Source organism: Shewanella sp. SG41-4 (assembly GCF_014164505.1).
Taxonomy (GTDB): Bacteria; Pseudomonadota; Gammaproteobacteria; order Enterobacterales; family Shewanellaceae; genus Shewanella.
The window spans coordinates 1-24,529 of record NZ_JACJFI010000013.1 but is presented as its reverse complement, the minus strand read 5'-3'; the positions used below and the strand labels follow the sequence as shown (position 1 = coordinate 24,529).

General features: G+C 41.2%; 22 protein-coding genes. 14 read left to right on the top strand and 8 right to left on the bottom strand.

Going from position 1 to position 24,529, the window contains the following annotated elements; all coding sequences use genetic code 11:
• Positions 1-39 precede the first annotated feature (39 nt).
• Positions 40-1,119, bottom strand: coding sequence for a PepSY-associated TM helix domain-containing protein (locus H5202_RS02695; RefSeq protein ID WP_259397171.1), 1,080 nt, complete (start codon positions 1,117-1,119; stop codon positions 40-42).
• A gap of 535 nt (positions 1,120-1,654) precedes the next feature.
• Between H5202_RS02695 and H5202_RS02690 the strand changes: the two genes are divergently transcribed.
• Positions 1,655-2,197, top strand: coding sequence for a carboxymuconolactone decarboxylase family protein (locus tag H5202_RS02690; protein ID WP_011636227.1), 543 nt, complete (start codon positions 1,655-1,657; stop codon positions 2,195-2,197).
• Positions 2,198-2,377: 180 nt separating this feature from the next.
• Positions 2,378-3,025 (top strand): DsbA family oxidoreductase, encoded by a 648-nt coding sequence (locus H5202_RS02685; protein WP_182770684.1) that lies wholly within the window; start codon positions 2,378-2,380, stop codon positions 3,023-3,025.
• Positions 3,026-3,074: 49 nt separating this feature from the next.
• Here the strand turns inward: H5202_RS02685 and H5202_RS02680 are convergent, their stop codons facing one another.
• The gene (locus H5202_RS02680) at positions 3,075-5,420 is read right to left on the bottom strand and encodes an FdhF/YdeP family oxidoreductase (RefSeq protein ID WP_182770683.1); all 2,346 of its coding nucleotides are present in this window, start codon (positions 5,418-5,420) and stop codon (positions 3,075-3,077) included.
• A complete protein-coding gene (fdhD, locus tag H5202_RS02675; RefSeq protein ID WP_182770682.1) occupies positions 5,413-6,228 on the bottom strand; it encodes a formate dehydrogenase accessory sulfurtransferase FdhD in 816 nt (271 codons plus the stop codon). The genes H5202_RS02680 and fdhD overlap by 8 nt, the downstream gene beginning before the upstream one ends.
• 134 nt (positions 6,229-6,362) lie before the next feature.
• Between fdhD and H5202_RS02670 the strand changes: the two genes are divergently transcribed.
• The 7 genes from H5202_RS02670 (at position 6,363) to H5202_RS02640 (ending at position 12,455) form a co-directional block, all read left to right on the top strand.
• The gene (locus H5202_RS02670) at positions 6,363-7,262 is read left to right on the top strand and encodes a LysR family transcriptional regulator (RefSeq protein ID WP_182770681.1); all 900 of its coding nucleotides are present in this window, start codon (positions 6,363-6,365) and stop codon (positions 7,260-7,262) included.
• A 324-nt stretch (positions 7,263-7,586) separates the two neighbouring features.
• Positions 7,587-7,871 carry a cold adaptation protein ActJcold adaptation protein ActJ gene (gene atcJ, locus H5202_RS02665; RefSeq protein ID WP_059745623.1) on the top strand — a complete coding sequence of 95 codons (285 nt, stop codon included), beginning with the start codon at positions 7,587-7,589 and terminating at the stop codon, positions 7,869-7,871.
• A gap of 7 nt (positions 7,872-7,878) precedes the next feature.
• Complete coding sequence (atcA, locus tag H5202_RS02660; RefSeq protein ID WP_182770680.1) at positions 7,879-8,406, top strand: cold adaptation protein AtcA; 528 nt, start codon at positions 7,879-7,881, stop codon at positions 8,404-8,406.
• Entirely contained in the window at positions 8,403-9,158 is a 756-nt protein-coding gene (atcB, locus tag H5202_RS02655; protein ID WP_102037673.1) for a cold adaptation protein AtcB, read from the top strand. Before atcA ends, atcB begins: the two co-directional genes overlap by 4 nt.
• 11 nt (positions 9,159-9,169) lie before the next feature.
• Entirely contained in the window at positions 9,170-10,063 is an 894-nt protein-coding gene (gene atcC / locus H5202_RS02650) for a cold adaptation protein AtcC (protein WP_182770679.1), read from the top strand.
• A 531-nt stretch (positions 10,064-10,594) separates the two neighbouring features.
• Positions 10,595-10,987 carry a VOC family protein gene (locus H5202_RS02645; protein WP_123777311.1) on the top strand — a complete coding sequence of 131 codons (393 nt, stop codon included), beginning with the start codon at positions 10,595-10,597 and terminating at the stop codon, positions 10,985-10,987.
• 238 nt (positions 10,988-11,225) lie between these two features.
• Complete coding sequence (locus tag H5202_RS02640) at positions 11,226-12,455, top strand: dicarboxylate/amino acid:cation symporter (protein WP_011636237.1); 1,230 nt, start codon at positions 11,226-11,228, stop codon at positions 12,453-12,455.
• Positions 12,456-12,488: 33 nt separating this feature from the next.
• Here the strand turns inward: H5202_RS02640 and H5202_RS02635 are convergent, their stop codons facing one another.
• A complete protein-coding gene (locus H5202_RS02635) occupies positions 12,489-13,682 on the bottom strand; it encodes a GGDEF domain-containing protein (RefSeq protein WP_259397170.1) in 1,194 nt (397 codons plus the stop codon).
• 670 nt (positions 13,683-14,352) lie between these two features.
• On the opposite strand from H5202_RS02635, the gene H5202_RS02630 reads away from it, so the two are divergent.
• Positions 14,353-14,886 carry an NUDIX hydrolase gene (locus tag H5202_RS02630; protein WP_059745629.1) on the top strand — a complete coding sequence of 178 codons (534 nt, stop codon included), beginning with the start codon at positions 14,353-14,355 and terminating at the stop codon, positions 14,884-14,886.
• Positions 14,887-14,977: 91 nt separating this feature from the next.
• On the opposite strand, the gene proC is transcribed toward H5202_RS02630, so the two are convergent.
• The 4 genes from proC to putP are packed head-to-tail and all read right to left on the bottom strand — an operon-like array spanning position 14,978 to position 19,755.
• The gene (gene proC, locus H5202_RS02625; protein ID WP_102037121.1) at positions 14,978-15,856 is read right to left on the bottom strand and encodes a pyrroline-5-carboxylate reductase; all 879 of its coding nucleotides are present in this window, start codon (positions 15,854-15,856) and stop codon (positions 14,978-14,980) included.
• Positions 15,857-15,893: 37 nt separating this feature from the next.
• The gene (locus H5202_RS02620) at positions 15,894-17,141 is read right to left on the bottom strand and encodes a glutamate-5-semialdehyde dehydrogenase (RefSeq protein ID WP_011636241.1); all 1,248 of its coding nucleotides are present in this window, start codon (positions 17,139-17,141) and stop codon (positions 15,894-15,896) included.
• The gene (gene proB / locus H5202_RS02615; protein ID WP_011636242.1) at positions 17,138-18,244 is read right to left on the bottom strand and encodes a glutamate 5-kinase; all 1,107 of its coding nucleotides are present in this window, start codon (positions 18,242-18,244) and stop codon (positions 17,138-17,140) included. Before proB ends, H5202_RS02620 begins: the two co-directional genes overlap by 4 nt.
• 14 nt (positions 18,245-18,258) lie before the next feature.
• Positions 18,259-19,755: a sodium/proline symporter PutP gene (putP, locus tag H5202_RS02610; protein WP_011636243.1), complete on the bottom strand. Its 1,497-nt coding sequence runs from the start codon at positions 19,753-19,755 to the stop codon at positions 18,259-18,261.
• A 1,038-nt stretch (positions 19,756-20,793) separates the two neighbouring features.
• Here putP and acuR point away from each other — a divergent pair.
• The 4 genes from acuR to H5202_RS02590 all read left to right on the top strand — a co-directional run.
• Complete coding sequence (acuR, locus tag H5202_RS02605) at positions 20,794-21,438, top strand: acrylate utilization transcriptional regulator AcuR (protein ID WP_259397169.1); 645 nt, start codon at positions 20,794-20,796, stop codon at positions 21,436-21,438.
• A 48-nt stretch (positions 21,439-21,486) separates the two neighbouring features.
• Positions 21,487-22,470, top strand: a complete 984-nt coding sequence (gene acuI / locus H5202_RS02600) for an acrylyl-CoA reductase (NADPH) (RefSeq protein WP_182770676.1) — start codon at positions 21,487-21,489, stop codon at positions 22,468-22,470.
• Positions 22,471-22,801: 331 nt separating this feature from the next.
• Positions 22,802-23,239 (top strand): response regulator, encoded by a 438-nt coding sequence (locus H5202_RS02595; protein WP_124015509.1) that lies wholly within the window; start codon positions 22,802-22,804, stop codon positions 23,237-23,239.
• Positions 23,232-24,529, top strand: a 1,298-nt coding sequence (locus tag H5202_RS02590; RefSeq protein ID WP_182770675.1) for a putative bifunctional diguanylate cyclase/phosphodiesterase, incomplete at its 3' end; no start/stop codon positions are given. The genes H5202_RS02595 and H5202_RS02590, both read left to right, overlap by 8 nt.

Sequence of the window (24,529 nt, the reverse complement as noted above, 5' to 3'; positions counted from 1 at the left end):
TGTATGAAGGAAATGTAGCGCAACATGGTGGGCTGTTCGTTAACTGGCTTTTTTGCGACTAAAAGTACGTCGGTAAAAGGTCACCACACTGAATGATAAAATCAATGTGCCAATGAGTGACACCAAGGTAATCAACATTACATAGCTTGCTGGCATGTACAGTCCATCGTGTAGAGGTCGAACAAAACTGGCAATTTTAGCTGATAAAGGTCGGTCACTGTGTTTGATTACTGACTCAATCGTTCCTTGTTGATAATTCATGCTGATGCGATCAGCTTCTCTTAACCACACGCCCAGATGTTCATCGAATTGAATACTGTACACAAGGTCTTGTGGTTTATCTGTTTCTGCTTGCTGGTCTTTATTGGGCTTAGAGCGTGGTTTACTCACTGATACAAGCTCTGCGTCTGGCCAAATTTGTTGTGCGTTGCTTAGCTGGCTTAACCAATGACTTGGTTGGCTGACAGAATAAGGTAGTGTCTGTTCGCTGGTGGCATCTTGCTTAAGAACACCTGTCCATAAGCTGTTGTAAGTGATTAAAAATCCGCTGATACACAATATAAACAATGGTACTGAAATAAATAATCCCAGTTGAATGTGGCTTTTAAGTAAACTGCTTGAGCGGGTATTTTTAGGGATACTTTGTTTTAATCTAAATCCATTACGCACTCGCCACCACAGGTAAATGCCAATTAAGGTTACGATGCCCCCCGCAAGCGATGCCCATGCATTAATGTATTTACCACCATTGTCTATGAGAAAATTTCGATGCAACCAAAATACCGTGCTATATCCAGGTAAATCGAAAGAGGAGCTACTCGACAGTTCATTTAACTCTTTGTCCAATGCAATTGATTTACCACGAGTGCTAGCTTGAATATATGGCGTATGTTCTGTTGGAAAGCGAACAGTACTCATGTCGGGATAGCGCTCAAATACACTCGCAACAGTATCGGCTTTTTGTTCAAGTGTGATTGGAGAGTATGTTTGATCTTTACTGTCTAGGCGTTTGAGTAAATCAACGCTACCGAGATATACCCCAGTGGTAAGTACTATTAACATGGTGATGCTAATAAAAAAACCTACCCAGTTGTGAAACCATTTTAATGTCGAAACCATGTTCATTTTTGTTTGCTCAAATTATGCCATGCAGTATTGCAATAGAGTGTTAAACCTGCTGATTTTATTATTTTTTATAAACGTTAATACAAATCCACAAACTTGCGGTAATGATAATTAATCTCAATTATTTGTTCAATTAAAGAAGTGTAAAGATGGGGGGGGATAAACCCATTTTATCGTCTAAATATCGTTTTGGCGTAAGTGCTTTATTCTGGGATTGTTATTAATTAGATCGTACTTCACCCTATTAGAGCTGTCGCTACGCATTTCTAGATGCCTCAATAATTGACAATCTAAATGTTCAAGTGGCTAGTTGAATTAGCATTAACGGCTGAGTTTAGTGATTATTTTATATTTTTTAAAACTCATACTATTTTGATAATAAACAATATTCTCTAATGTATATTTGAATAACAACAATCAATTTGAACAATCATTCAAAATAACTTGAGCGAGCGTTCAAGTTATTTTATAGTGGTCTCAATTCGAAACGCAACACTCCTAAATTTATTTATCTAGAAGAGAGAATATTATGACTGCATTTACTATTCACACTGTAGACACAGCACCAGAAGACAGCAAAGCAATGTTAGAAGGCGCTAAAAAGCAAATGGGTATGGTACCTAATTTATTTGGTGTGTTGGCAGAATCTCCAAGCACGTTGCAAGCTTACCAACAGTTACATCAGGCTTTTTTAGACACATCATTTAACCCTGAAGAGCTAACGGTTGTATGGCAAACCATTAACGTTGAACACGAATGTGGCTATTGTGTACCAGCACATACAGGTATTGCACATTCAATGAAAGTAGACCCAGCGTTAACTGAAGCATTACGTAATAAAGCGGCGATGCCAACTGCAAAATTACAAGCGTTACAAGATGCGACATTAAGTATCGTACGTAACCGCGGTAACATTTCTGAAGCAGAACTAGCAGCATTTTATGCCGCAGGTTATGGCCAACAGCAGGTGTTAGAAATCATTTTAGGCTTGTCACAAAAAGTGATCAGTAATTACACCAACCATGTAGCAAAAACACCGGTTGACGATGTATTCAAAAAGTTTGCTTGGTAATTCTTTACCAACATTGTTACCGACATTTTTATCGACATTTTTATTAAAGATTATCATCCACGATAAGTCGATGAATGTATGACTTCATAATACCAATGCCCGCGTTATCGCAAATGGCATTGGTATTTTTTTATCAGGTTTTAGTGAACAAAACGCACTTGAACAGATGAGGACCACCAAATGACAGCAAAGATTAAACTCGATATTATTTCAGATGTTGTGTGCCCTTGGTGCATCGTTGGTTATAAACACTTAGAAGCGGCGATAAATGAACTTGGGCTACAAGATCAAGTTGAGATTGAGTGGCAACCATTTGAACTTAACCCTAACATGCCTGCTGAAGGTGAAAACCTGCGTGAGCATTCAGCCAGAAAATACGGCACAACCCCAGAAGGTAGCGTTCGTGCACGGGCTAACATTGCCCAGCAGGGGGCTGAAAATGGCTTTATTTTTGACTATTTTGAACAGATGAAAATGGTTAACACTTTAGACGCTCATGTGCTGTTGGAATACGCTAAAGAAGTGGGTAAGCAAACTGAGCTTAAACTGCGTTTATTCAGTGCCTTTTTTACCGAACATAAAGATATTTCAAACCGTGAAGTGCTGAGCGCTGAACTCATTGCGGTGGGTATTAATGCCGCTGAAGCCATAAGTTTACTTGATAACGCAGCAGTGGCTGAACAGGTTCGCGCCAAAGAAGCCCATTGGCAGCAACTTGGTATTTCGGGTGTGCCCACGGTCATTTTTAACCAATCGAGTGCATTAACTGGCGCGCATCCAGTTGAAGCGTATAAACAAGTTTTGGCTGATTTAGTCGCCCAGCGCTAATGCGCTAGGGCAACATCGTTTGAGTATTGTTATTCCGAGTTTAGGTTACTTATACCTGAGCCACGCTAATCACCTGTTTGGTTGATGCAGTAATAACCACTGGGATTGATTTTGAGGTTGGGGTGTAAGAGCCAATTCCGACGCTGTTGATTGACACCAGTGGATTCGTCTCGGGGTAATATGCGGCAATGTTACCGCGTGGAATATCGTAATAAACCACGCTAAAGCCACAGACTTTGCGGACGATATTATCGTTGGCAATAGACTGTATATCAACAAGCTGGTCTTCAAGAAGATTAAGTTGAACAGCATCTTGTTGGTTCATAAACAATACATTCCGCTTGCCTTTAATACCGCGATACCGGTCGTCCATGCCATAAATAGTGGTGTTGTATTGGTCGTGAGATCGCAAACTTTGCAGTAAAAAAATAGCTTGTTGTTCGGCGGATGACGCAGTTGTTTGTGCGTTGCTTGAGCAATCTGCAATAACTGAATTTGGCAACTGACTAGGATTAAATTGAGCTAACTGGTTAGTGGTATTCCAAATAAGCTGAGCAGCACTATTCCCCAGATAAAACCCGGCAGGTTGCTCGATACGTTGATTAAAGTCATTAAAGCCGTCGATGGTATTTTCGATAAGCTGACGAATTAGTGCATAGTCATCACGTAATGCCAGCCAATCTAGTTTATTTGCGGCATGGTTTGTTGAGTTGAGCTGAGTCGAGCCGGAATGGTTAAATGTTGCATGAGCCATTTGAGCGACAATATCAATTTCAGATAAACATTGTTCTGAGGCGGGTTCGGTCATACCTGTTGAAGCATGAACCATGCTAAAGGTATCTTCAACGGTGATTTTTTGAATGCCGCTTTGCTGCTTGTCTAATTCGGTACGGCCTAAACAAGGTAAAATTAAGGCGTCGTGTGTTACTTGTAAGTGGCTGCGATTAAGCTTAGTGCTGATTTGAACATTCAGTTCAGCATTGCGCATCGCTTGGTATGTAAAATCAGTATCGGGCGCCGCAGCCGCAAGATTTCCACCTAAACAAATTAGCACCTTACTCTGTTTACTGTGTAGGGCTTTAAGGGCTTCGACCACATTGTGGCCCGCTTGCCGCGGTAAGCGGGTAGACAAATGCTGTTCTAAGCGGGTAATAAAAGCGGCAGACGGCTTTTCATTAATGCCCATAGTGCGGTTGCCTTGCACATTACTGTGGCCGCGAACAGGGCATAATCCGGCGCCTTTTTTGCCTATTTGACCACATAGCAGATGCAGGTTAACGACTTCACGAATAATGTCGACCGAATGCTTATGTTGAGTTAAGCCCATTGCCCAGCAACTGATCACGGTTTTACTGTCACTGAACACGGTCGCAGCTTGAATAATCTCTGCTTTTGTCAGTCCAGATTGTTGTTCTATTTTATCCCAGCTAGTGTGTGTAACACTGTGTTGATAATCTTCAAAAAATGCACTGTGCTGCTGTATAAACTCATGGTCGATTTTATCTGGACGTTGTTCAATAATATATTTAGCCATGCCTCGCGCAGCAGCCATATCGCCGCCTAATTTAGGGGTTAAATACAAATGGCTGATGGTAGTGGCTGCTGGTGTGAGCAATTCTATAGGACTTTGTGGACTGGCGAACTTTTCTAAGGCAACTTCTTTAAGATTATTGAAAGTGACAATTTTACCCCCTTTTTTGGCGGCCTTGCGCAGAGTATTCATCATTCTTGGGTGGTTGGTGCCAGGGTTTTGGCCAAACACAAAAATGGCTTCGGCGGCATCAAAATCTTCTAATACTACCGTGCCTTTACCTATTCCAATGGCGTTAATTAATGCGACACCACTAGCTTCGTGGCACATGTTAGAGCAATCGGGAAAGTTATTGGTGCCATAAAGCCGGCCAAACAGTTGGTAGAGGTAGGATGCTTCGTTCCTGGCGCGTCCAGAAGTGTAAAATTCAACTTGGTCAGGGCTACTTAAACTGTTGAGCTTGGTGGCGATAATCGAAAATGCCTCAGACCAGCTTACTGGTTCATAGTGATCTGTTATCGCATTAAAGCGCATTGGTTCGGTTAAACGCCCCTGATACTCTAACCAGTAGTCGGTCTGTTTTGTTAGTTGGCGTACCGAATGCTGAGCAAAAAAATCGCGACCAACGCCTTTACCTGTTGATTCCCATGCCACGGCTTTAGCACCATTTTCGCAAAACTGAAATGCACCTTGTTTGTTATCGCCCCATGCACAACCGGGGCAATCGAAGCCATCAGTTTGATTAACACGGAGTAAGTTTTTAAGGTTTTGCTTAGTGTGTTGGCTGCGAAGTACATGAGTAAATGTGGCTTGCAGTGAAGGGAATCCGCCGGCTTTGGTTGGTTTTTGGTGATGACTAGACATGAATTTCTCCGATAGGGCTCAGCGATAGACGATTAACATTGAAGTGAGAGTCGTAACTGGAATAATAAATAGGCGCTGAAAACTTGGGTATGTGAATAATGTTGAGGTTGTATTTTAGTGCCAGCTTGACCGCGAGTTGGCTTGGCGAAGCTAGACTAATAAGATTGTTAGCGCCAAACAGCACCGCTTTATGGATCAATTCACTGCTACAACGACTGGTGATTAATAAGGTATTACATGATGTTTTTTGAGTCGCGGTTGTTTGCCTTATTAACATGCCGATAAGTTTATCGAGTGCATTATGACGGCCGATGTCTTCACGACAGGCGATAATGTCGCCTTGGGCTGTTAACGCTAAAGCCGCATGTATCGCACCACTTTGTTGAGCTTTTATTTGGCTGTCGGCAATGCGTTGTTTTAAGGTTTCAAGGTTATTAATGTCAATGGGGCGAGTGACCGGAAGAATAGGTAATTGAGGCAGTGCATGCTCTATTGCTTCAACACCGCAGATGCCGCAACCTGTAGCACCCACGAGCCGACGTTTTTTACTGTTTAAGGCCGACAGACAACGATTGGCGATAGTCACTTCAACCATAAAGCCGCTATCTGATGGCGTTATTTGAATGTCATGTACGTCATGATCGTATTGGATAATGGCTTCGGAAAATAAAAAACCAATCGCAAAGTCTTCAATATCATCAGGAGTGACCATCATCACAGCATAGTTAATCCCGTTAATATTTATGGCGGCAGCTACTTCCTCTACCAGATGTTCAATGGGTGGCAACCATTTGTATGAAGCATTCATGTGCATAGACTCAAAACCTGACGTGGATCACAGTTTAGGGGGCGCTAATACACAAAGCCAATCAAACAAATTTATGCGGTGATAGTTTTTATCTATTAATATGATGGAATTGATAGGCAGACTTTGAAGGGTGTATGAACCTGAGGCAGTTACATTATTTTTATGAATTAGCGCAGTTTAAGCATTTTGCTAAAGCAGCCAAAGCTTGCCATATTACCCAGCCGACTTTGTCTGCCAGTATAACCGCGTTAGAAAAAAGTTTTGGTACCGAGCTAGTGGTGCGCGGCAGTCAGTTTGTTGCGTTAACCGATGCTGGACAGATTGTATTGCGCTATGCAGAAAAAATGCTGTTAGATCAAGCTGCGCTAAAACAAGAGTTGAGTGTGTTTAGTGGGCCATTAATCGGCTCTTTGAGGATTGGCATTGTGCCGCAGTCGAGTGTCGATATTATGCCGATAATTAAAGCATTCAATGAGCTGCACCCTAATATTGCCGTGACGCTTTTAGTGACCACCAATGAAAAGCTAATTGAGCAACTGACTTTGCATCAAATTGATATCGGTCTAGGGTTTGATGAAAACCTTACTGAGGCGAATCGTCGCACGTTTCATTTTTATCCGCAGATTGATAATGATATGGCGGTATTATCAACCCAAGCCCTCGTTAATCAACTCGATAGTACTACACTAAGAGATAACCGATTAACCCTTAATAATTTGCAACGTTTACCATTGGTGTTGTTAAGCCAAAATATGCAGTTTAGGCAATACATTGATAATGCGATGGCAAAAACGGATTTGCACTTTAATGTGGTGTTAGAAACCGATTCGTTATTTCATCTAGTCAGCGCGGTAAAACACAATATTGGCTACGCGATTGTCAGCAGCGGTATTGCAAAATCAGCTCAGCAGTTATTCAATCTGCATTACCGACAACTGCAAGGTATTGAATCGGGTAATACGGTGTTTATTACCCGCAAATACAGTGTTTCACCTGCGATGCGCGAATTTGTGAGTCTGATTGAAATGGGGTAATTTTTGCAGGTGTTTTGCCGTTAAAGCATCATGCTAGCAAACTCAGATAGGCGTGGATGTTGTTAATATCGCATCATTTAACTTGGCTGGTGGCATCTTAACGGCAGCAAAGATAACACCTGTTAATGACAACGCTGCTTTTTGGGTGTCATAGCTGTCCTAAAATTACTGTCCTAAAATTGATGTCTTAAATGATTGCAACTTAACTTGGGTTTATGTTTGCTGCAAGCCTGTGATTGTTGATATAATAGCAGGCTAAAAAATTTATCTATTTACAGACTTTTTTATCTCGCAATCACTGCCACATCGCCTGCAGGAATAACTATGATTAACCACTTTAGCGTACTGGGCGTCAGAGCCAATGCCAAAGAAGATGACATAAAAAAAGCCTATAAACGTTTATCGAATAAGTACCATCCTGACAAATTACTTGGGGCGTCTGATGATGAAAAGCAACAAGCATCTGTCCAGCTCCAACGAGTCAAAAAAGCTTACGAAGTGTTGTCAGATAAAAAGCAGAGAAATGCTTTTATCAATGATTTTAACAACGTAATTGTTACCGATCCCACAGCCGCTATGCGCGAGTTGTGGGACGAATATTATTCCTGAGTATCCCATGGCTAAACATCTTAATATCTCACGCATTAATGAGCTAAAAAATAATGCCAATGACAATATAGAATCTTACAACGACCCTGATACGCCAAATGCACTGGCAAAGTTTACTAGCCAAATCAGAGAGATATTGTTGGCCGATCCTGGGATGCTAGATTCAGTCCCTGAATATTTACCTGTCGCGCTTTATGAAAGAGTTAAGTTCTCGCCTGAGTCAAAGCGCCAATGGGCGCATTGGATTAGCTTGAATATTCACCCAAGCTGGGATGAATTTAAAACGACGATTGCGTTTAACAATACCGATCTTCCTCTGGCGCTTGCGGTACGTAAATATAACGAAGATTTGCTTATCGAAAGTTGTGCCGTGGTGTATTTATTAGAGACTCAGGGAGATACAGCGCCCAAGCCTGAGGAAGATGATTCTGATGGTCTTCATGAGCATGAACGTGATGAAAACGATGATGACGACACGGACTATGATAGCGATGAAGAAGGTTATTATGACCAATATGATGAGGATATCGAATGAACAGTCTCATTGAAATAACAGCCGCTGAAATACAAGAGCTGGCTAATGTTGAGCCTAAACAGGCCAGCAAGAGATTTGAATTGATTGCATCGTCGATGTCAGATGATCAGTTGGTTGAAGTTATCGAGAAAATGGATATCGTCACGCTGACACAAATTAATAGTCAGCATGATATTTCGTGCCCATCTATTATGTCTGAGTTAATGACTCCAGAACAGATCCGCGACATTGTCTGCCAGCAGCCACTTTATTGGGAAGAAAAAATCAAAAGTAATGCCGAAGAGTTAATGCAGCATACTTTTGATTTTATGACTTATCTTATTCGAATCCAAGACAATGAAGAGAAACAAACCGCAATTTTAGAGTGTTTGGCTGAAGATCCTGCTGCGCTGTTTTATCTATCGATTCCGTTTATCGAGCTTATTTTAGGCGGTAGCAGCGGTGATGACGATGAGATCAACGACACTTTTGATGATGAAGCGGATGAAGAAACCGTGGGTTACTCAGATTGGCAAGCCGATGAAGAGGCACACAGTCTTAGCATCGATGACCCGCGCAGTTTATTAGCATTGATCCGCGATCGAGCGCCTAATGTTGAAAAGGCGATTAAGAACATGCTGCGTAACACCGGCTCTGACTGGCAGCTAATTATCAGCCAGTTTGCCAGCGAGTTAGTGATACAGGCGAAAGAAAAGAACCAGGTCACCGACGAATATGCTGAAGTTGATGATATGTTTAGCTTTCTTGATTAAGGGTTCTGCAAATGCAATTGGTATTACGTGACGAAAATCAGGGTCCCTATCTGAGTCGGGTGTTGGCTTATGGCCGAACCGAAGAATTGCTCAGTAATGAGCAATTGGGACAGATCAAAGCGAAAGCCATTTTGATGAGCCTTAAGTTCGCTGATAAGTTTTATAACAAGTATAAAATGCATTTGCTTGAAGAAGCCGCGCAAGATGTCATTGGCATTGTTAGCATTGGCTTAATGGCATTATCGGACCTAAGTCAGGCTAATGCTATACGGTTGCTACTGACTGATGACGGCGTAGTTAAGTCGTTCCAGAAGGGCTGGGGGATGTTAACTAAAGTTAGTCAACACAGGCTTCATGGTAAATCAGTTTATGGTGACGTGGATAAAGTATTGCTTGATCAAGTCTCGAGTCCACCTGATTGTGACGAATGGCAAGGCTGGGCTTACTACCAAGAAGCATTAGCTGAGCATAATCGCCAGCAATCAATTAATGCCTTATTGGCACAGTTCTACATTGTCGGCACTTTTGATCCAATGGATTATATTAATCTAGAAAGTACTCTGGCAGAAGCCGTGTTATATCGGATATTTTTTGACGGTAAAAAAGTCCGTCAAGATCTTAAACGACGCATGGCTCGTATAGAACTTAAAGATGAATGGTTTAACCTTGAGTTTATCGAGCAACAAACTAAGGCAGCTTTAGCTGAGTTACCTAACGAGCTTGCTGATGCAATTCGTTTAGATTTAGGTAAACATTTTAATGCTGCATTGTTACGGACGCTGCATTTCTCTCGTAGCTATCAAGAGTTGGCCATTCAAAATGCCTCTCCTGAACGATTGGAGCGTCTGGAATACAAAGAAGGCTTAATTGGTCTACTTGGTTGGCCAATTTATATCGACTTGTAGTTTAGCTTTAGGAAGCTTGCAAGTGAGCAAGCTTCCTACATTCACTGATTATGTCTGCTATTATTTACTTCCGGATTGCGCATCACTATAAAACCTTTCATTACCATTATGTTGTACATCATTTATACTCAGCATTGAGTTAACAACGTTTTAATCTTATCAATAAATTATTCTAAATCACTGTTTTTAAAATGCTTACTTAGAGGTTTTTTGTTGCAACGCTTTTTTTTCAAATTGCACTTATTGCAAATACTGTTGTTTCCCTATTCAACACTGACTTAATGGTTAACTTATTCATATAGCACAATATATGTAAGTTGCATCTTCTGCTATCCGATCGATACAGAGGTGTGGATAGTGTGGTGTCAATGGTATTAATGTTTATTGAATAATTGTCTCGCTAATTGATTATCAAATAATTTTTGATAATGTTTAGCTTTTGTGGTGGTTCATTGGTAGTCATAATCCCAGTAATATAAGGCTTTGCTGATAAAAATCGTTAAAGTCGACTATATTCTAAAAGGGTGTTGTATGAATATTCGCTTTGATCACTTGTCATTAAGTGCTAGAAATCCGCAAAAAATGAGCGATTTTCTCGTGGCGTTATTAGATTTAACCGTTGGTACTCGACCTAATCTTGAGTTTTCTGGTTATTTTTTATTTGCCGGTGACAAAGATGTGATACATATTTTTGCTAATCAGCAGCCAGATGTGAGCAATCAACTGTCGCAAAATGAGCAGCCGCAAAATATTGTTCATCATGTGAGTTTTTTCAGTGATGACTATCAAGATGTAATGGCAAGAATTGCCAAACTGGGCCTGCGCTATTCTATTAATGAAGTGCCAGGCTCATTGATTAAACAAATTTTTGTTCGTGGCCCTGAAGGCCTCATTATTGAGATCCAAGCGTTGCCGAATGACTAATATGGTTTGTAGTTGTGTATGGTATTGGTTTTGTGTCATATTTTACCATTAAGTTAAGTCGTTTTTACGTCGTTGAGAGAGTGATGGTCGACAGTAATTGTTGATAATGATATTGGCTAACTAATTGATGGAGTTTATTTTACATCTGCTTTTCTGTTAGTTGTTAACGCGCTAATCGTTCTTTGGGCCAAGTCTGCTGCCTATTCCACCTTTTGTTTAATTGCTCCTAGGATCCAATATGCTGAGTAGCTTACGTGCTTATCGTTCGTCCATTATTTTACTGAGTGCCTTACTGCTGGGCGGATTGTTTGGCGGGTTATTTCCTGAGTGGGCTATCAAGCTTAAACCTATTGGGCAAATTTTCCTCAATCTATTATTTATGATCATCGTGCCTTTGGTTGCTGTGAGTGTGATGTCATCTATTGCTCACATGACCGATTTAAAGAAATTAGGCGCGATACTTGTGTCTATTATGGCAGTGTCGATTGTCATGGCGATTATTCCGTCAGTGGGCGTGGTGTTGTTGGCGTTAGCATATGATCCCGCGCAAGGGGTGACATTAGACTTAGCCAATACCGTAGATGCAGCCTCTGGCAGCATGGACTTTGTCAGCTTACTCACAACTAACGATTTTGTCGGGCTACTCTCTAAATCAAACATATTAGCGTTGATTATTATGTCGGTGATCGGCGGTGTGGCCATTGGTCAATCTGGTGAAGATGGCCAGAGAGTGGGGCGCATGCTAGACAGTTTAAATACTGTGATCATGAAAGTGATTTCGATATTAATGTATGTGGCTCCAATTGGACTTGGTGCTTATTTTGCCGCGACTATGGCTAGTCAAGATACTGAATTAATGGGGACGTTTGCGCGAGCTGTAGGGCTGTTTTTTGTGGCGATGGCTATTTACCTAACGTTAGGTTCGACCTTATATGCGTGGATTGGCGGTGGTGCACAAGGTGTGAAACGTTTTTGGCAACATATGCTCGAACCAGCTGTGACGGCATTAGGCACTAGCTCGTCGTTAGCGACATTGCCTGTGACTATTCGTAGTGCTGCTAAAATGGGCCTAAATGAGCAAATTGCAGAGATTAGCTTGCCGTTGCTAGTCAATCTCAATAAAGGTGGTGCAGCCGCTATTACCGCGCTAAAAATCGTGTTTATTTATTCGTTATTAGGGCTAGATTTTACGACCGATGTATTTATGCTGACGATTTTGATTTCGGTATTATCTGCGTTTGTGATTGGCGGAGTACCGGGCGGAGCATTTTTAGGTGAAATCTTTATTGTGACTACATTAGGTTTACCGATGGAAGTGATCCCTATTTTAGTCGTCATTGGGGCCATTACCGATGCAGCTTCAACGGTGGTTAATGTGGTACATGATTTAACGGCAACGCAAATTATTGAACGCATCAATGGTAAAAATTATATTGTGGCTACGCCAACGAGTCGCTTACAAGAGTAAGCTTTAATATTCTGTTAATTAATATTTATCCGATCAAGCTGCTGCTACACAGTTTCGCCCGCCAGACTTTGCCGAATATAAGGCTTTGTCTGCGCGGTCAAGTAAGCTGTGGGCTGAATCTTCTAGCCTGTACTGAGCTACACCTAAGCTGATTGTTAGCTCCATTCCTTTAATATTTTGCATGGCAATATATAGCCTTAACCTTTCGGTTAACTCAATCGCATCAGCTAATGTCGTGTTGGGTAACACCACCACAAATTCTTCGCCGCCCCAGCGTGCTAATAAGTCGTCGTTGCGCATTTGGTTTTGCAATAATTGCGCGAGTTGGCATAGCACTTTGTCTCCGATTAAATGGCCGTGATTATCATTAATTTGCTTAAAATGATCGATGTCGATAATCGCCACCGAAATAGGGTATTGAGTGACAGCTTGTTTACTGAGTAAATCTTGAGTGGTTTGATTGTTTGTCAGTGGGTGGTCATCGGCATAAGGCTGGAAAATAATCGGTGCTTCGTCTGTTTGTTTTATCGCGTTAGTAGTCTCTGTTGTCATAGAGGTATTAGCTGCTGGTGTGGTCAGCAGTGTATCAAGCGCGAAATCGAGTTTTTCACGGTTATATAGTCCGGTGAGTTTATCGGTTTCAGCCATTTTTTGAATTTCTAAATTACGTAATGCCAGTTTTTTATAAGCGGAAAAGCGGGTTTTTTCGTAAAACCTAAACAGTAAAATTTGCGCAACACACACTTCAATAACGTTGAATAATGAACCTTTGCTAAACGTCACAGGTTGAGGATTCTGCGTTTGCAGGTAAACGAGAAAAGCACACACACTAAAGCAGATACATGAAATAAATGTGCCCCAGGTTCGTCCGATAAGAAAAAATGAAAAAGGCGGAATCAAAGTCGCCCAAAACAGTGAATGAGAATATCCCTTGGTCGATATCACAAATAACATAATCAAACTGGCTACCATGAGAGTAACAGCCCATGCGGTTATCTTTACATGTCCCGTACTGCGAAATCGATAGTAAATGCACAATGAAATAACTAAGCCTGAACCGTCGAGTAAGGCATATTGATAACCTTCAAAATAGAACAAGTTGATCAGAGTCAGAATGAGAAAGTAACTCGTGGTAATGAGTAACGAATGCTCGATTAAACGGATACGCCAATAATCAGGGTGATCAGGCGGATACTGAGAGAATTGTTTGTACCAATATTTAATCATAAGCATTTTCCGAAGTGACATTAAGTGAACGTTAATCTTTGTAACTTGATCACCGTATCTTTCAATCCTTGAAAAGTGATACTTCAGCATAGGTAAAATATTAAAAAATAACCGTCTATTTAGACGGTTATTTTAAGGTATAGGTATGACAGGGCGATTATTATTTATAGTTTTGTTTCAATTAGCTTCAGAATGTCAAAACAGGCGCCCATGGTATGATAATCAGTGTTGCCGAATGGACTTTTTAGGTTATCTATCTTTTGGTTGTCTTGAGTTAACATGCTAAACCCTGCACCGGATCGATGAGCGACCAAGTGTTGCTACGTGCAATGCCAAATTTTGTCAAATGGGTATTTAACAGTGGCTTTTAAACTGTGGTTTTCAAACTTTGGTTATTTAACTGAAAGTACCTAGCGAAGAGTATTTGACTGGAAGCATTGAGCTAGCAGTATTGAATTAGACGTTTTGCGCTATAAGTATTGAGGTAAGAGTACCAAAGTCGCTTGTTGTGAATAATCAGCTTCATAATTGATTGTTATTATTTGGACTCAAGTTGCCATTATAAGCACTGATATGCCGCCCTACAAGTGATTTTAACTTATACGCCAAACTTGAAGCATATAGTTAGGCAACGTATCATGCGCTTTTTATTGCGATGAGCCCTTCTATAATGCGCCACTTAACCACTCGTTATCATTCCGACACCCCAGCAGATTTTGTTGCCGCGAATCACCAAACGATGCTAACGCGGCTTGCTGCTCGTGCCATTGTGATGCGTAATAATCAAATATTAATGCTTTACACCCAGCGTTATCATGACTATTCATTGCCTGGTGGTGGCGTTGATGTAGGTGAGGAGATAGAGCAAGGGCTGATCCGTGAGTTACAAGAAGAAACTGGCGCTCAACAAATTCGCAATATTAATCCATTCGGCTTATATGAAGAATATCGCCCTTGGCAACGAGATGGTTATACATCGGTTAATATGCTGTCTTATTGTTTCACTTGTGATATTGACAGCCAGCTGGGGGAAACCCAGTTTGAAGCTCACGAAATTAATAACGGCATGATACCAGTATGGATTGATATCGATGAGGCTATTGGGCATAACCTTGACACTATCGCCAACAGCAGCAAAAAAGGCTTATCGATTGAACGAGAAACCTTTCTGCTGAAATTGATTAAACAAGAGTTACTGAGCTAGCCTTAAGCCATTGTGGCTTAGCAAAGTAGCATATGGCTATGTTGCATTGTCAGGCTGATGTTATTAGCATCAACTCAGGCTCACAGCTCCGTTAGCCTATAGACAATTCTTTGGCTCTTGTCGTTGCGCACGCCATTGCGCTGGCAACTAGCTCATCAAGATCCCCATCCTGAAATGCCAATATTGCCTGTTCCGTCGTGCCTTTAGGTGAGGTCACCTGGTGACGTAAACTTGCCAAATTATGCTGACTGTTCATCGCCATTGATATAGCTCCCATGGCACTCTGCAGCACAGCTTTAGCGGCTATTTCTGGCGGCAATCCTTGTTCAATTGCGGCTTTTTCCATGGCTTCTAAAAATAAAAATAAATACGCCGGTGAGCTACCCGCAGCCGCCACGATGGTCGACATTTGGCTTTCTTCTTTTAACCATACGGTTTCACCTACAGCGCGCATGAGTCTTTCTGCTAGCGCAATGTCATTAGCGTGAGTGTCTGGGCCTGCATATAAACCTGTTAATCCTTCACCAATGGCGGTTGGTAAGTTTGGCATAGCGCAAATGACTTTAGGTGAAAAATGCAGTTTTTGGCGGAGTGTTGCATGTTTGACACCCGCGGCAATCGAGATAACGAGTTTACGGTTATCGTACTGCATTACTTCACTCAGCTGCTCACACACTACAGGTACTACAAAAGGCTTAACGGCAACAATGATGACATCAGCAAACGCAACGGCAGCGGTGTTGTCTTGATGTACTTTAACATTGAATTTATCGATCAAGTCGTGTCGGGTGGTTTGGCTGGGGGCGCACACTAGAATATTGGCACTGTTATGACCTTGTTTAAGTAGGCCGCTGATTATGGCTCTTGCCATGTTGCCACCACCGATAAAGGCGATACAGGTATTGGGATCTAATGATTCATGTTGAGAGATGACAACCTCCGAAAATGTCGCTAAAAAAGAAAAGGCCACGCTTTCGCTTGGCCTTTGAATTGTGGTACCTGTTTAATTATGCGCGAACTTGACCTACACCGCTGACTAAGTATTTCTCAGTGGTAAGTGACTCAAGGCCCATAGGTCCGTAGGCATGTAATTTGCTCGTGGCAATACCAATTTCAGCACCTAAACCGAGCTCGCTACCATCAGAAAAACGAGACGATGCATTAACCATTACTACCGAGGCATCCACGGTACGTTGAAAACGCGTAGCCGTTAATTCATTTTGGGTACAAATCACTTCAGTATGATGGCTACCAAAGCGGCGAATATGATTGATCGCATGGTCAAAATCAGTGACTTGGCGAATGGCTATTTCTAAATCCAAATATTCTTGGCCGAAATCATCATCGCTAATAACGTTAGCATGCTCAAAGTATTGCTGGGCATTTTTGCTGACATTAATACGCACTTTATGTGCAGCAAGTTGGGCTGCCACTTTAGGTAAAAATTCTGCTGCTACATCTTGATGTACCAGTAATCCCTCTAGAGCATTACATACTCCAGTGCGTTGGGTCTTGCCATTGAGCAATAAAGACATCGCAATATCGAGATCGGCATCTTTATCAACATACAAATGACAAACACCTTTAAAGTGTTGAATAACAGGAATTTTACTATTATCCGTAACAAAATTGATTAAGCCTTCGCCACCACGTGGAATAATGACATCAATAAAGTCACGTTGCTGCATAAGCTCTAGTAGTAAGGCGCGATCTGGATCGGGTATCACAGTGATCAGTGCTGGTGGTAACTGATATGCTTGCAATACATTTTGTAAAATAGAAGCAATGATTTTACTTGAATGTAGTGCTTCTTTACCGCCACGCAATATCACTGCATTACCTGATTTAAAGCACAATGCACCCGCATCAGCGGTAACATTAGGGCGTGCTTCATAAATCATACAAACAACGCCTAAAGGTACGCGCATTTTTTGAATGTTTAGACCATTTGGTCGCTCACATATTTCACGTACCATGCCGACCGGATCGGGTAATGATGCAACGGTTTCGATACCCGCGGCCATTGATTCAATACGTTCAGGTGTCAGTGTTAGTCGGTCTATCATTGCCGCGCCTAAATCCGCTTTTTCGGCATGGTCAAGATCCAATAAATTCGCTTTAATAATATCGTCGCTGTGTGCTCTAAGTGCACGGGCCATATCAACTAAAATGGTATTTTTAACTTTTTCATCTAATAGGGCTAGAGTTTGTGCCGCTGTGGCTGCTGCTTGCGATAAATCTTTAATTAAACTCATAGTTGCTCCAAAATGGCGATGTTTTTGTCAGAGATCAGTGGGCCCGTTTTTTGCTGGGCATTGTTGGCAAATTCACGATCTTCCTGGTCTGCAATAAAATGTAATAAACAACTACTGTAGTTTGATTTGGCTTTAGCCAATTTAGTACCATCGCCTTTGCGCACTAGAACAGTATCACCGACGGAAAAGTTGCCTCTTACGGCCACTACATCGTCTGTGGTTAGTTGAGTATCATGTTCTTCAAGGTCAGCGCTAAAGTCATTTTCGACAATTAACTCACCTTGAATTTGTGAGGTATGCATCATCCAATGCAAGTGTTCTTGCATCGGTACATCATACGGGGTGAATAAAGTGCCTGGATTTTGGCCCTTTAAAAGTTGATTGAATGTGTCCGCGTCAAAACCATCCACAATCATGGTTTCAATTCCGTGTGAAATCGCTTTCTCAGCGGCTTCAATCTTGGTTAACATGCCACCAGTACCTACGCTGCTCGTAGCACCGCCAGCCATAGCATAAATCTCAGCATTGATTTCACTGACTTGCTTAATTAGCGTGGCATCTTCATGTAAATTAGGGTTTTTAGTATAAAGCCCTTTTACGTCAGAGCAGATAATTAACGCATCTGCATCCGCTGCTGCGGCGACCATAGCTGATAAATTGTCATTATCACCCACACGTAACTTGGCTGCGGTAACAGCATCGTTTTCGTTGATAATGGGAAGTAAGCCATTGTCTAACAGGGTAAAAATAGTATTTTTAATGCTGATATAACGGTCGCGATCGCGTAAATCACCATGGGTAAGTAATAACTGCGCCGAAGGGAAATCAAATAACTTATCCCAAGTGGCCATCATATCGGCCTGGCCTGCTGCTGCCATGGCTTTTTTAAGCGAAATGCTTGGTTCTGCCGTATCAGGGAATCGATGTCTACCAGCGGCAACTGAACCTGAAGATACCAATACAACTTGGCATCCTTGAGCGCGACAGGTAGCAATAAACTGTGCAATACCTAATAAATAATGGCTGCTACAACCTTGTTGATGGGGCGCAATTAATGCGCTTCCCACTTTAACGACAATCCGTTTCCAATGTGAAGTTGACATAGTATTGTTCTCCATTACTGTTGCTCGGTTAAAACACGATTCGCTTCATGGAAGGTATCAACTGTTTTATTACAAGGATCCGAGTCAAGAGCACTGGCAATCCAAATCACTACACTACTAACAATAAAGCCTGGGATCATTTCATAAACCACGCTGGTTAATGCTTTTCCGTCGGCAAGCACAGGAGCATATATCCAAAAGAGGACGGTAGCAGCACCTGAAACAATACCAGCTACAGCGGCTTTATGAGTGAGATTTTGTTTGTATAAACTAAACAATACCAGTGGACCAAAGGCCGCGCCAAATCCTGCCCAAGCATTACTCACTAACGATAAAATACTGTTAGAGCGATCCAGTGCTAGTAAACTTGCCACAATGGCAACTCCAGCAACACCATAACGGCCCATTTTAACCATTTCTTTATCCGTTGATTCTTTCTTTGAAATCACCCGATAGATATCTTCAGTTAGCGAGCTTGACGATACTAATAACTGTGAAGATATGGTGCTCATAATCGCGGCTAAAATAGCTGCAAGCAAGAAACCACTGATTAAAGGATTAAACAGTAATTCTGAAAATATAATAAAGATGGTTTCAGGATCACTGACTTTCATGTCAAATTTGTTGGCATAGGCAATACCGACTAGACCTGTAGCCAGCGCACCAACGATAGTGACTGTCATCCAGCTCATGCCAATTCTTCGTGCGGTTTTGATATCCGAGACTGAGCGGATAGCCATAAATCGTACAATAATATGTGGTTGGCCAAAATAACCTAATCCCCAAGAAAGACTGGAAATTAACCCGAGCATAGTGACATTTTGCATCGCATCAGAAAAATGCGGAATAGACTCATAAGCAAAGCCCATCATTTTGTCTGCGCTACTAAACTCTTGATACGCAACCACGGGTACTAAAACTAAGGCAATAAACATAATACAGCCTTGTACAAAGTCCGTCAGACTTACGGCTAAGAAGCCACCGAGTAGGGTATAAGACACTACTACAGCAAGGGTGACGATTAACCCTAGTTCATAACTTAAATCAAATGCTGATACAAATAACTTTCCACCAGCGACAAGCCCAGCTGATGTATATAAGGTAAAGAAGATAACGATGATAACTGCTGCGATAATACGCACATGACCGTTAGGTGCATGGAAGCGCTTAGCAAAAAACTCAGGAATGGTCAGGGAGTTATCTGCAACTTCGGTATAGACCCTTAATTTAGGTGCTACAACAAGGTAATTAACCAATGCACCAATTAATAGACCTAATGCAATGTAGATGGTTTCAAAGCCAACCAAGAACATAGCCCCAGGTAAGCCCATTAGCATCCAGCCACTCATATCGGAGGCACCTGCTGACAGCGCGGTAACTTGTGGGCTGACTTTACGGCCACCCAAAATGTAACCCGATACATCGCTTGTTGATTGTTTATACGCGAACAATCCAATGCCTAGCATTACCAGGAAATATATTGCTAATGAGACATAGGTTAAGTAATGCATGAATTATTTTCCTCCTAACGCTTTGTGATTTTGAATCCCGCTAGGTTTCAACATAACAAAGAGATAGGTGCTTAGAAGGGCACATAAACAAAATAATTGTGAAGCCTCTTTCAGCTTTAGTGTAGCGGTATTCAACATAGTGGTAATGAGATTTTCTTCGTTTGACGTGTCCGTTGACATAATGTCCTCCTGGGTGCGGGCTAATCGGTTTATTGTTAATTTATTTTCAATCAACAATAAAAAACCACCAAACTAGTTAGTGGTCTAACTATAATAGCATCATTTGAGGTGAAATTTCCAATCCAATCTCAGCGAAAATGGTATTAAATGTTTTTTTAACAACTATTTAACTTAATATTGGTATGTTGTCAGCGACACGAATTATGATGACGTAACACTGGTCAGTTAGGTTGTGGATACTATTTTGCTATGTGCAGTTCATATTTCAATTTTTGAATAAGTTATTGGTAAGGTGCTGTATTGGATGGGATATGTTTTTTTGGTTTTGTGTGTTCTCCATATTTTTAGCTTGATGTCTGCTTAATGTAGACACTATAGATTGTTTATTATGCAGTGAAAATGTTGCCAAAATTATGTTATTCACAAGAGGATAAGACCCATTTTGGCGCGACTCAATAAGGTGTTTTTACACAAGTAATTACAGCTCAAATTATTTCGGTTCAAATGGTTTTGCTCAAGTAACGATATTAAAATGATTGGGTTTTACAATATGGCATATGTTGAATGATCACTTAAAGTTTAGACATTACCGAGCTGATTATTTCAAATTTCTCATATGAAGCCATGGCTGTGGTGGGATATCTATTGGCAATTTTAGTCGCTGATGTGGATTAAGTGATGGTGCTAATTCTGGTTAACATTTCTGTGATGTGGGACCTTAATGGCTTATGCTAATGTTGTCGTTACCCTAATATTTGTGGGTAACTAGGCTTCAAGTAGCGATTTAATACAATGTTATTGCATTTAAGTAGACGTTCGGTCTAATATTGGCCTATGAACAATTTAAGCTTAGATATAATGACGAGTCCACATACTAGTTCAAACCCTAAACCGCGCAGAGGTCGGCCACCTAAAGTCTCGCGAGATAATCCTGATACTCGGGCTGAGCTTATTCGTAGTGGTCTTGAACAATTGACAGAGCAAGGTTTTGCCTCATCGGGTATAGAACCTATTTTGAAAAAGGTTGGCGTACCAAAAGGCTCTTTTTATCATTACTTTGCGAGTAAAGAAGCGTTTGGCCAAGCGGTTTTGCAGAACTATGCTGAATACTTTTTACATAAACTTGAAATCCATTTACTTAATGAATCTTATTTACCATTAACTCGAATTAGACACTTCGTTGATGATGCTAAAGCCGGAATGATTCGGTATCAATTTAAACGTGGTTGCTTGGTGGGTAATTTGGGTCAAGAAGTGGGCGTTTTGCCAGACAGTTTTAGGCCGCAAATCATCGAGATTTTTTTGAGTTGGCAAGCTTGTTTAGCCCGCTGCCTTCAAGCCGCGCAATCACTCGGACAAATATCAACAACGGCAAATTGTGATGCCTTAGCTGAAAGTTTTTGGGTTGGCTGGGAAGGGGCGGTAAGTCGTGCAAAGTTGGTTCAAGATGAGCGCCCACTTGATAACTACTATGATCACTTTATGGCGGCGTTACCAAAATAAAAATTTTTTAATCATTAATAGACGATCAGTCTAAATTAGGAGAACAGAATGTTTAATGGCATGTTGATCGAAAAAGATGACCAAGGTTATCGCACCACAGTGAAAAGCATTGATGAAAGCGTTTTACCAGAAGGTGATGTCACTGTAAAAGTTCTTTATAGCACCCTAAATTACAAAGATGCTCTCGCGATTACTGGAAAAGCGCCTGTAGTCAGAACTTTCCCTATGGTGCCAGGTATTGATTTAGTTGGCATTGTCGAGCACAGCGATAGCGATAAGTTTGCTACAGGTGATACGGTATTATTGAATGGTTTTGGCGTTGGCGAAACCCATTGTGGTGGTTTGGCAACAAAAGCTCGTTTAAAAAGTGATTGGCTTATTCCATTACCAAAAGCATTTTCGCCACAACAAGCTATGGCAATAGGCACTGCTGGTTATACGGCAATGTTATGTGTAATGGCACTTGAGAAAAATGGTGTCACACCCGATAAGGGTGAAGTGTTAGTGACCGGTGCTAATGGCGGTGTCGGCAGTTTTGCTATCGCAATTTTGGCCAAGCTTGGATATCAGGTAGTGGCATCTACCGGGCGGGTTGATCAAAGTGATTATTTGAAAAAGTTAGGCGCTAAAGACATTATTGATCGTGCGAGCTTATCAGAAGCTGGTCGACCTTTGGCTAAGGAGCGTTGGGCTGGGGCGGTAGATTCTGTTGGCAGTCATACATTAGCCAATGTGTGTGCCAGTACAAAATATGGTGGGACTGTGGCTGCATGTGGTTTAGCACAGGGGATGGATTTTCCAGCGAGTGTCGCGCCTTTCATTTTACGCTGTGTGACGTTAGCGGGTGTTGACAGTGTGATGCGACCGTTAGCCGATCGTATTGAAGCATGGCAACGTCTTGGTGAAATCCTTGATCCTGCCATTTTTGATGACATAGTTCATGAAATCAGTTTGATTGATGCGATTGATGTCGCCAGTGACTTATTGGCAGGTAAGGTTCGCGGCCGTGTTGTTGTTGACGTAAATCGTTAACATGCATGTTTAATCAGTTAGCCTAAGTTGATGATCAATTGCTCGCTAAATATTAAAAATGCTACTAAGTAGGGTTATTTTGTTTAAGATGAGCTAATATTGATTTGTGGTTTATTTTTGAACTATTATGTTTGTGAGATAGTATCAAGCAATCAGTAAGTAAACGCTGGTATTAAGATATTTTTAGTGTTGATATCAGCGTAAAAAGGCCATTAAATACTTTAAATATTATAATCTTAACTCTTTTTTATTTTACGATTATTTTTACGATGACTGAACCGTAATAGTTCTTAATCAGTATGGTTAACATGTCAAGGATGATGAAATATTTATGCGCGAGAACATTCTGCTACACAAGCAAGTGACAATATTTATTGTTGATGACGACGATGTAGATGTCCTTGGTATTGAAAGAGCCCTCAAGAAACTTAGAATCGCTAATCCCACCATACGCGCCAAAGATGGTATCGAAGCGCTAGAACTGCTTCGTAAAAAAGCCATTGCCAAACCTTATATTATTTTACTTGATATCAATATGCCTCGAATGGGCGGAATCGACTTTTTGAAAGAACTCCGTGCTGACGATGACCTATGCGGAAGTGTTGTCTTTATATTGACGACTTCAAGTGACGATCAAGATAAAATGTTAGCCTACAAAAAAAATGTTGCTGGATACATAGTCAAAAAACAAGTTGGCGAATCCTTTTTGAACATTGTTGATATGTTGGGGCATTATTGGCGTGTAGTGGAGTTGCCGTACAATGAATAACGTCGCTGCTAACCAAGAGTTACCTATCACGCTGTTAATTATCGATGACGACCTTGTGGATAGGAAATCAATTAGGCGTGCTTTAATGTCCAGTCATCGGCCTATTATTATAATAGAGGCCAAAACAGGCGAAGAAGGGATCGCTCAGTTCGAAAACAACATTGTTGATGTGCTCTTGATTGATTACCGGTTGCCAGATATTGACGGTTTAGCATTAATTAAAGTTCTATTAGCGCGAAAAAAAACAGACGCAACGATTATTATGGTGAGTCAGCATGAAGATGAAATTTTATCATTAAATGCACTCAATGTTGGCGCGCACGACTTCCTGTTAAAAACCGAGGTCAATTCCGAACGTTTAATGAGAACTATCCGTCAGGCGCAACATCGTCAGTTTCTTGAAGGCGTAGTGCGTGAGAAAAATAACGCATTAGAATGGCTAGCAAATAGAGATTCATTAACACAATTAATCAATCGTTATACTTTTGAGAAAACACTTAAAGATGCTTGTACTAGAGTGTTATTCACCGGTGATAACATCGCGCTTCTGTTTATCGATTTAGACAATTTTAAAAAAGTGAATGACACATTAGGCCATTTTACTGGGGATAAGCTGTTACAAAACGTAGCCACTAGATTAGCTTCAGTAATTAAAGACGGTGATTGTTTAGCGCGTCTTGGCGGTGACGAATTCGTTATTTTGGCGAATAATATTGATTCAGAGCAACAAACATTCGCCATTGCCACTCAAGTTATTGATGCATTGACCCCTCCTTTACAAGTCGGAAATACGGCTTTTTCGATAACAGCTAGTATTGGTATTTCTATGTTAGGTGAGTTTGCCTCTTCACCTGAAGCAATGATGAAGTCTGCTGATATTGCCATGTATAAAGCTAAGCAGAACGGTCGAAATCACTTCTGTTTGTATACCGATATTCTTCATCAAGAAACACAGAGCAACGCCATTCTTGAAGAAGAAATGTCTTATGCGCTGCAATTGCAGCAGTTCGTAGTTTATTACCAACCTCAAATTTGTACAAAAACGAAAAAAGTTCAAGGGGTTGAGGCTCTGATCCGTTGGGATCATCCTACCCGAGGTGTTTTAGCGCCAGGTGTATTTCTTGATATGGCTGAAGAATTAAATTTAATTAGTGAGATCGGTCAGTGGGTATTACAAACGGCTTGTAATCAATTAAAGCGATGGCAGCTGCAATATAACCTCTTAGACGAAGAGCTGACCATATCGGTCAATTTGTCTGCCTTACAATTACAAGATGTGCGATTGCTCAG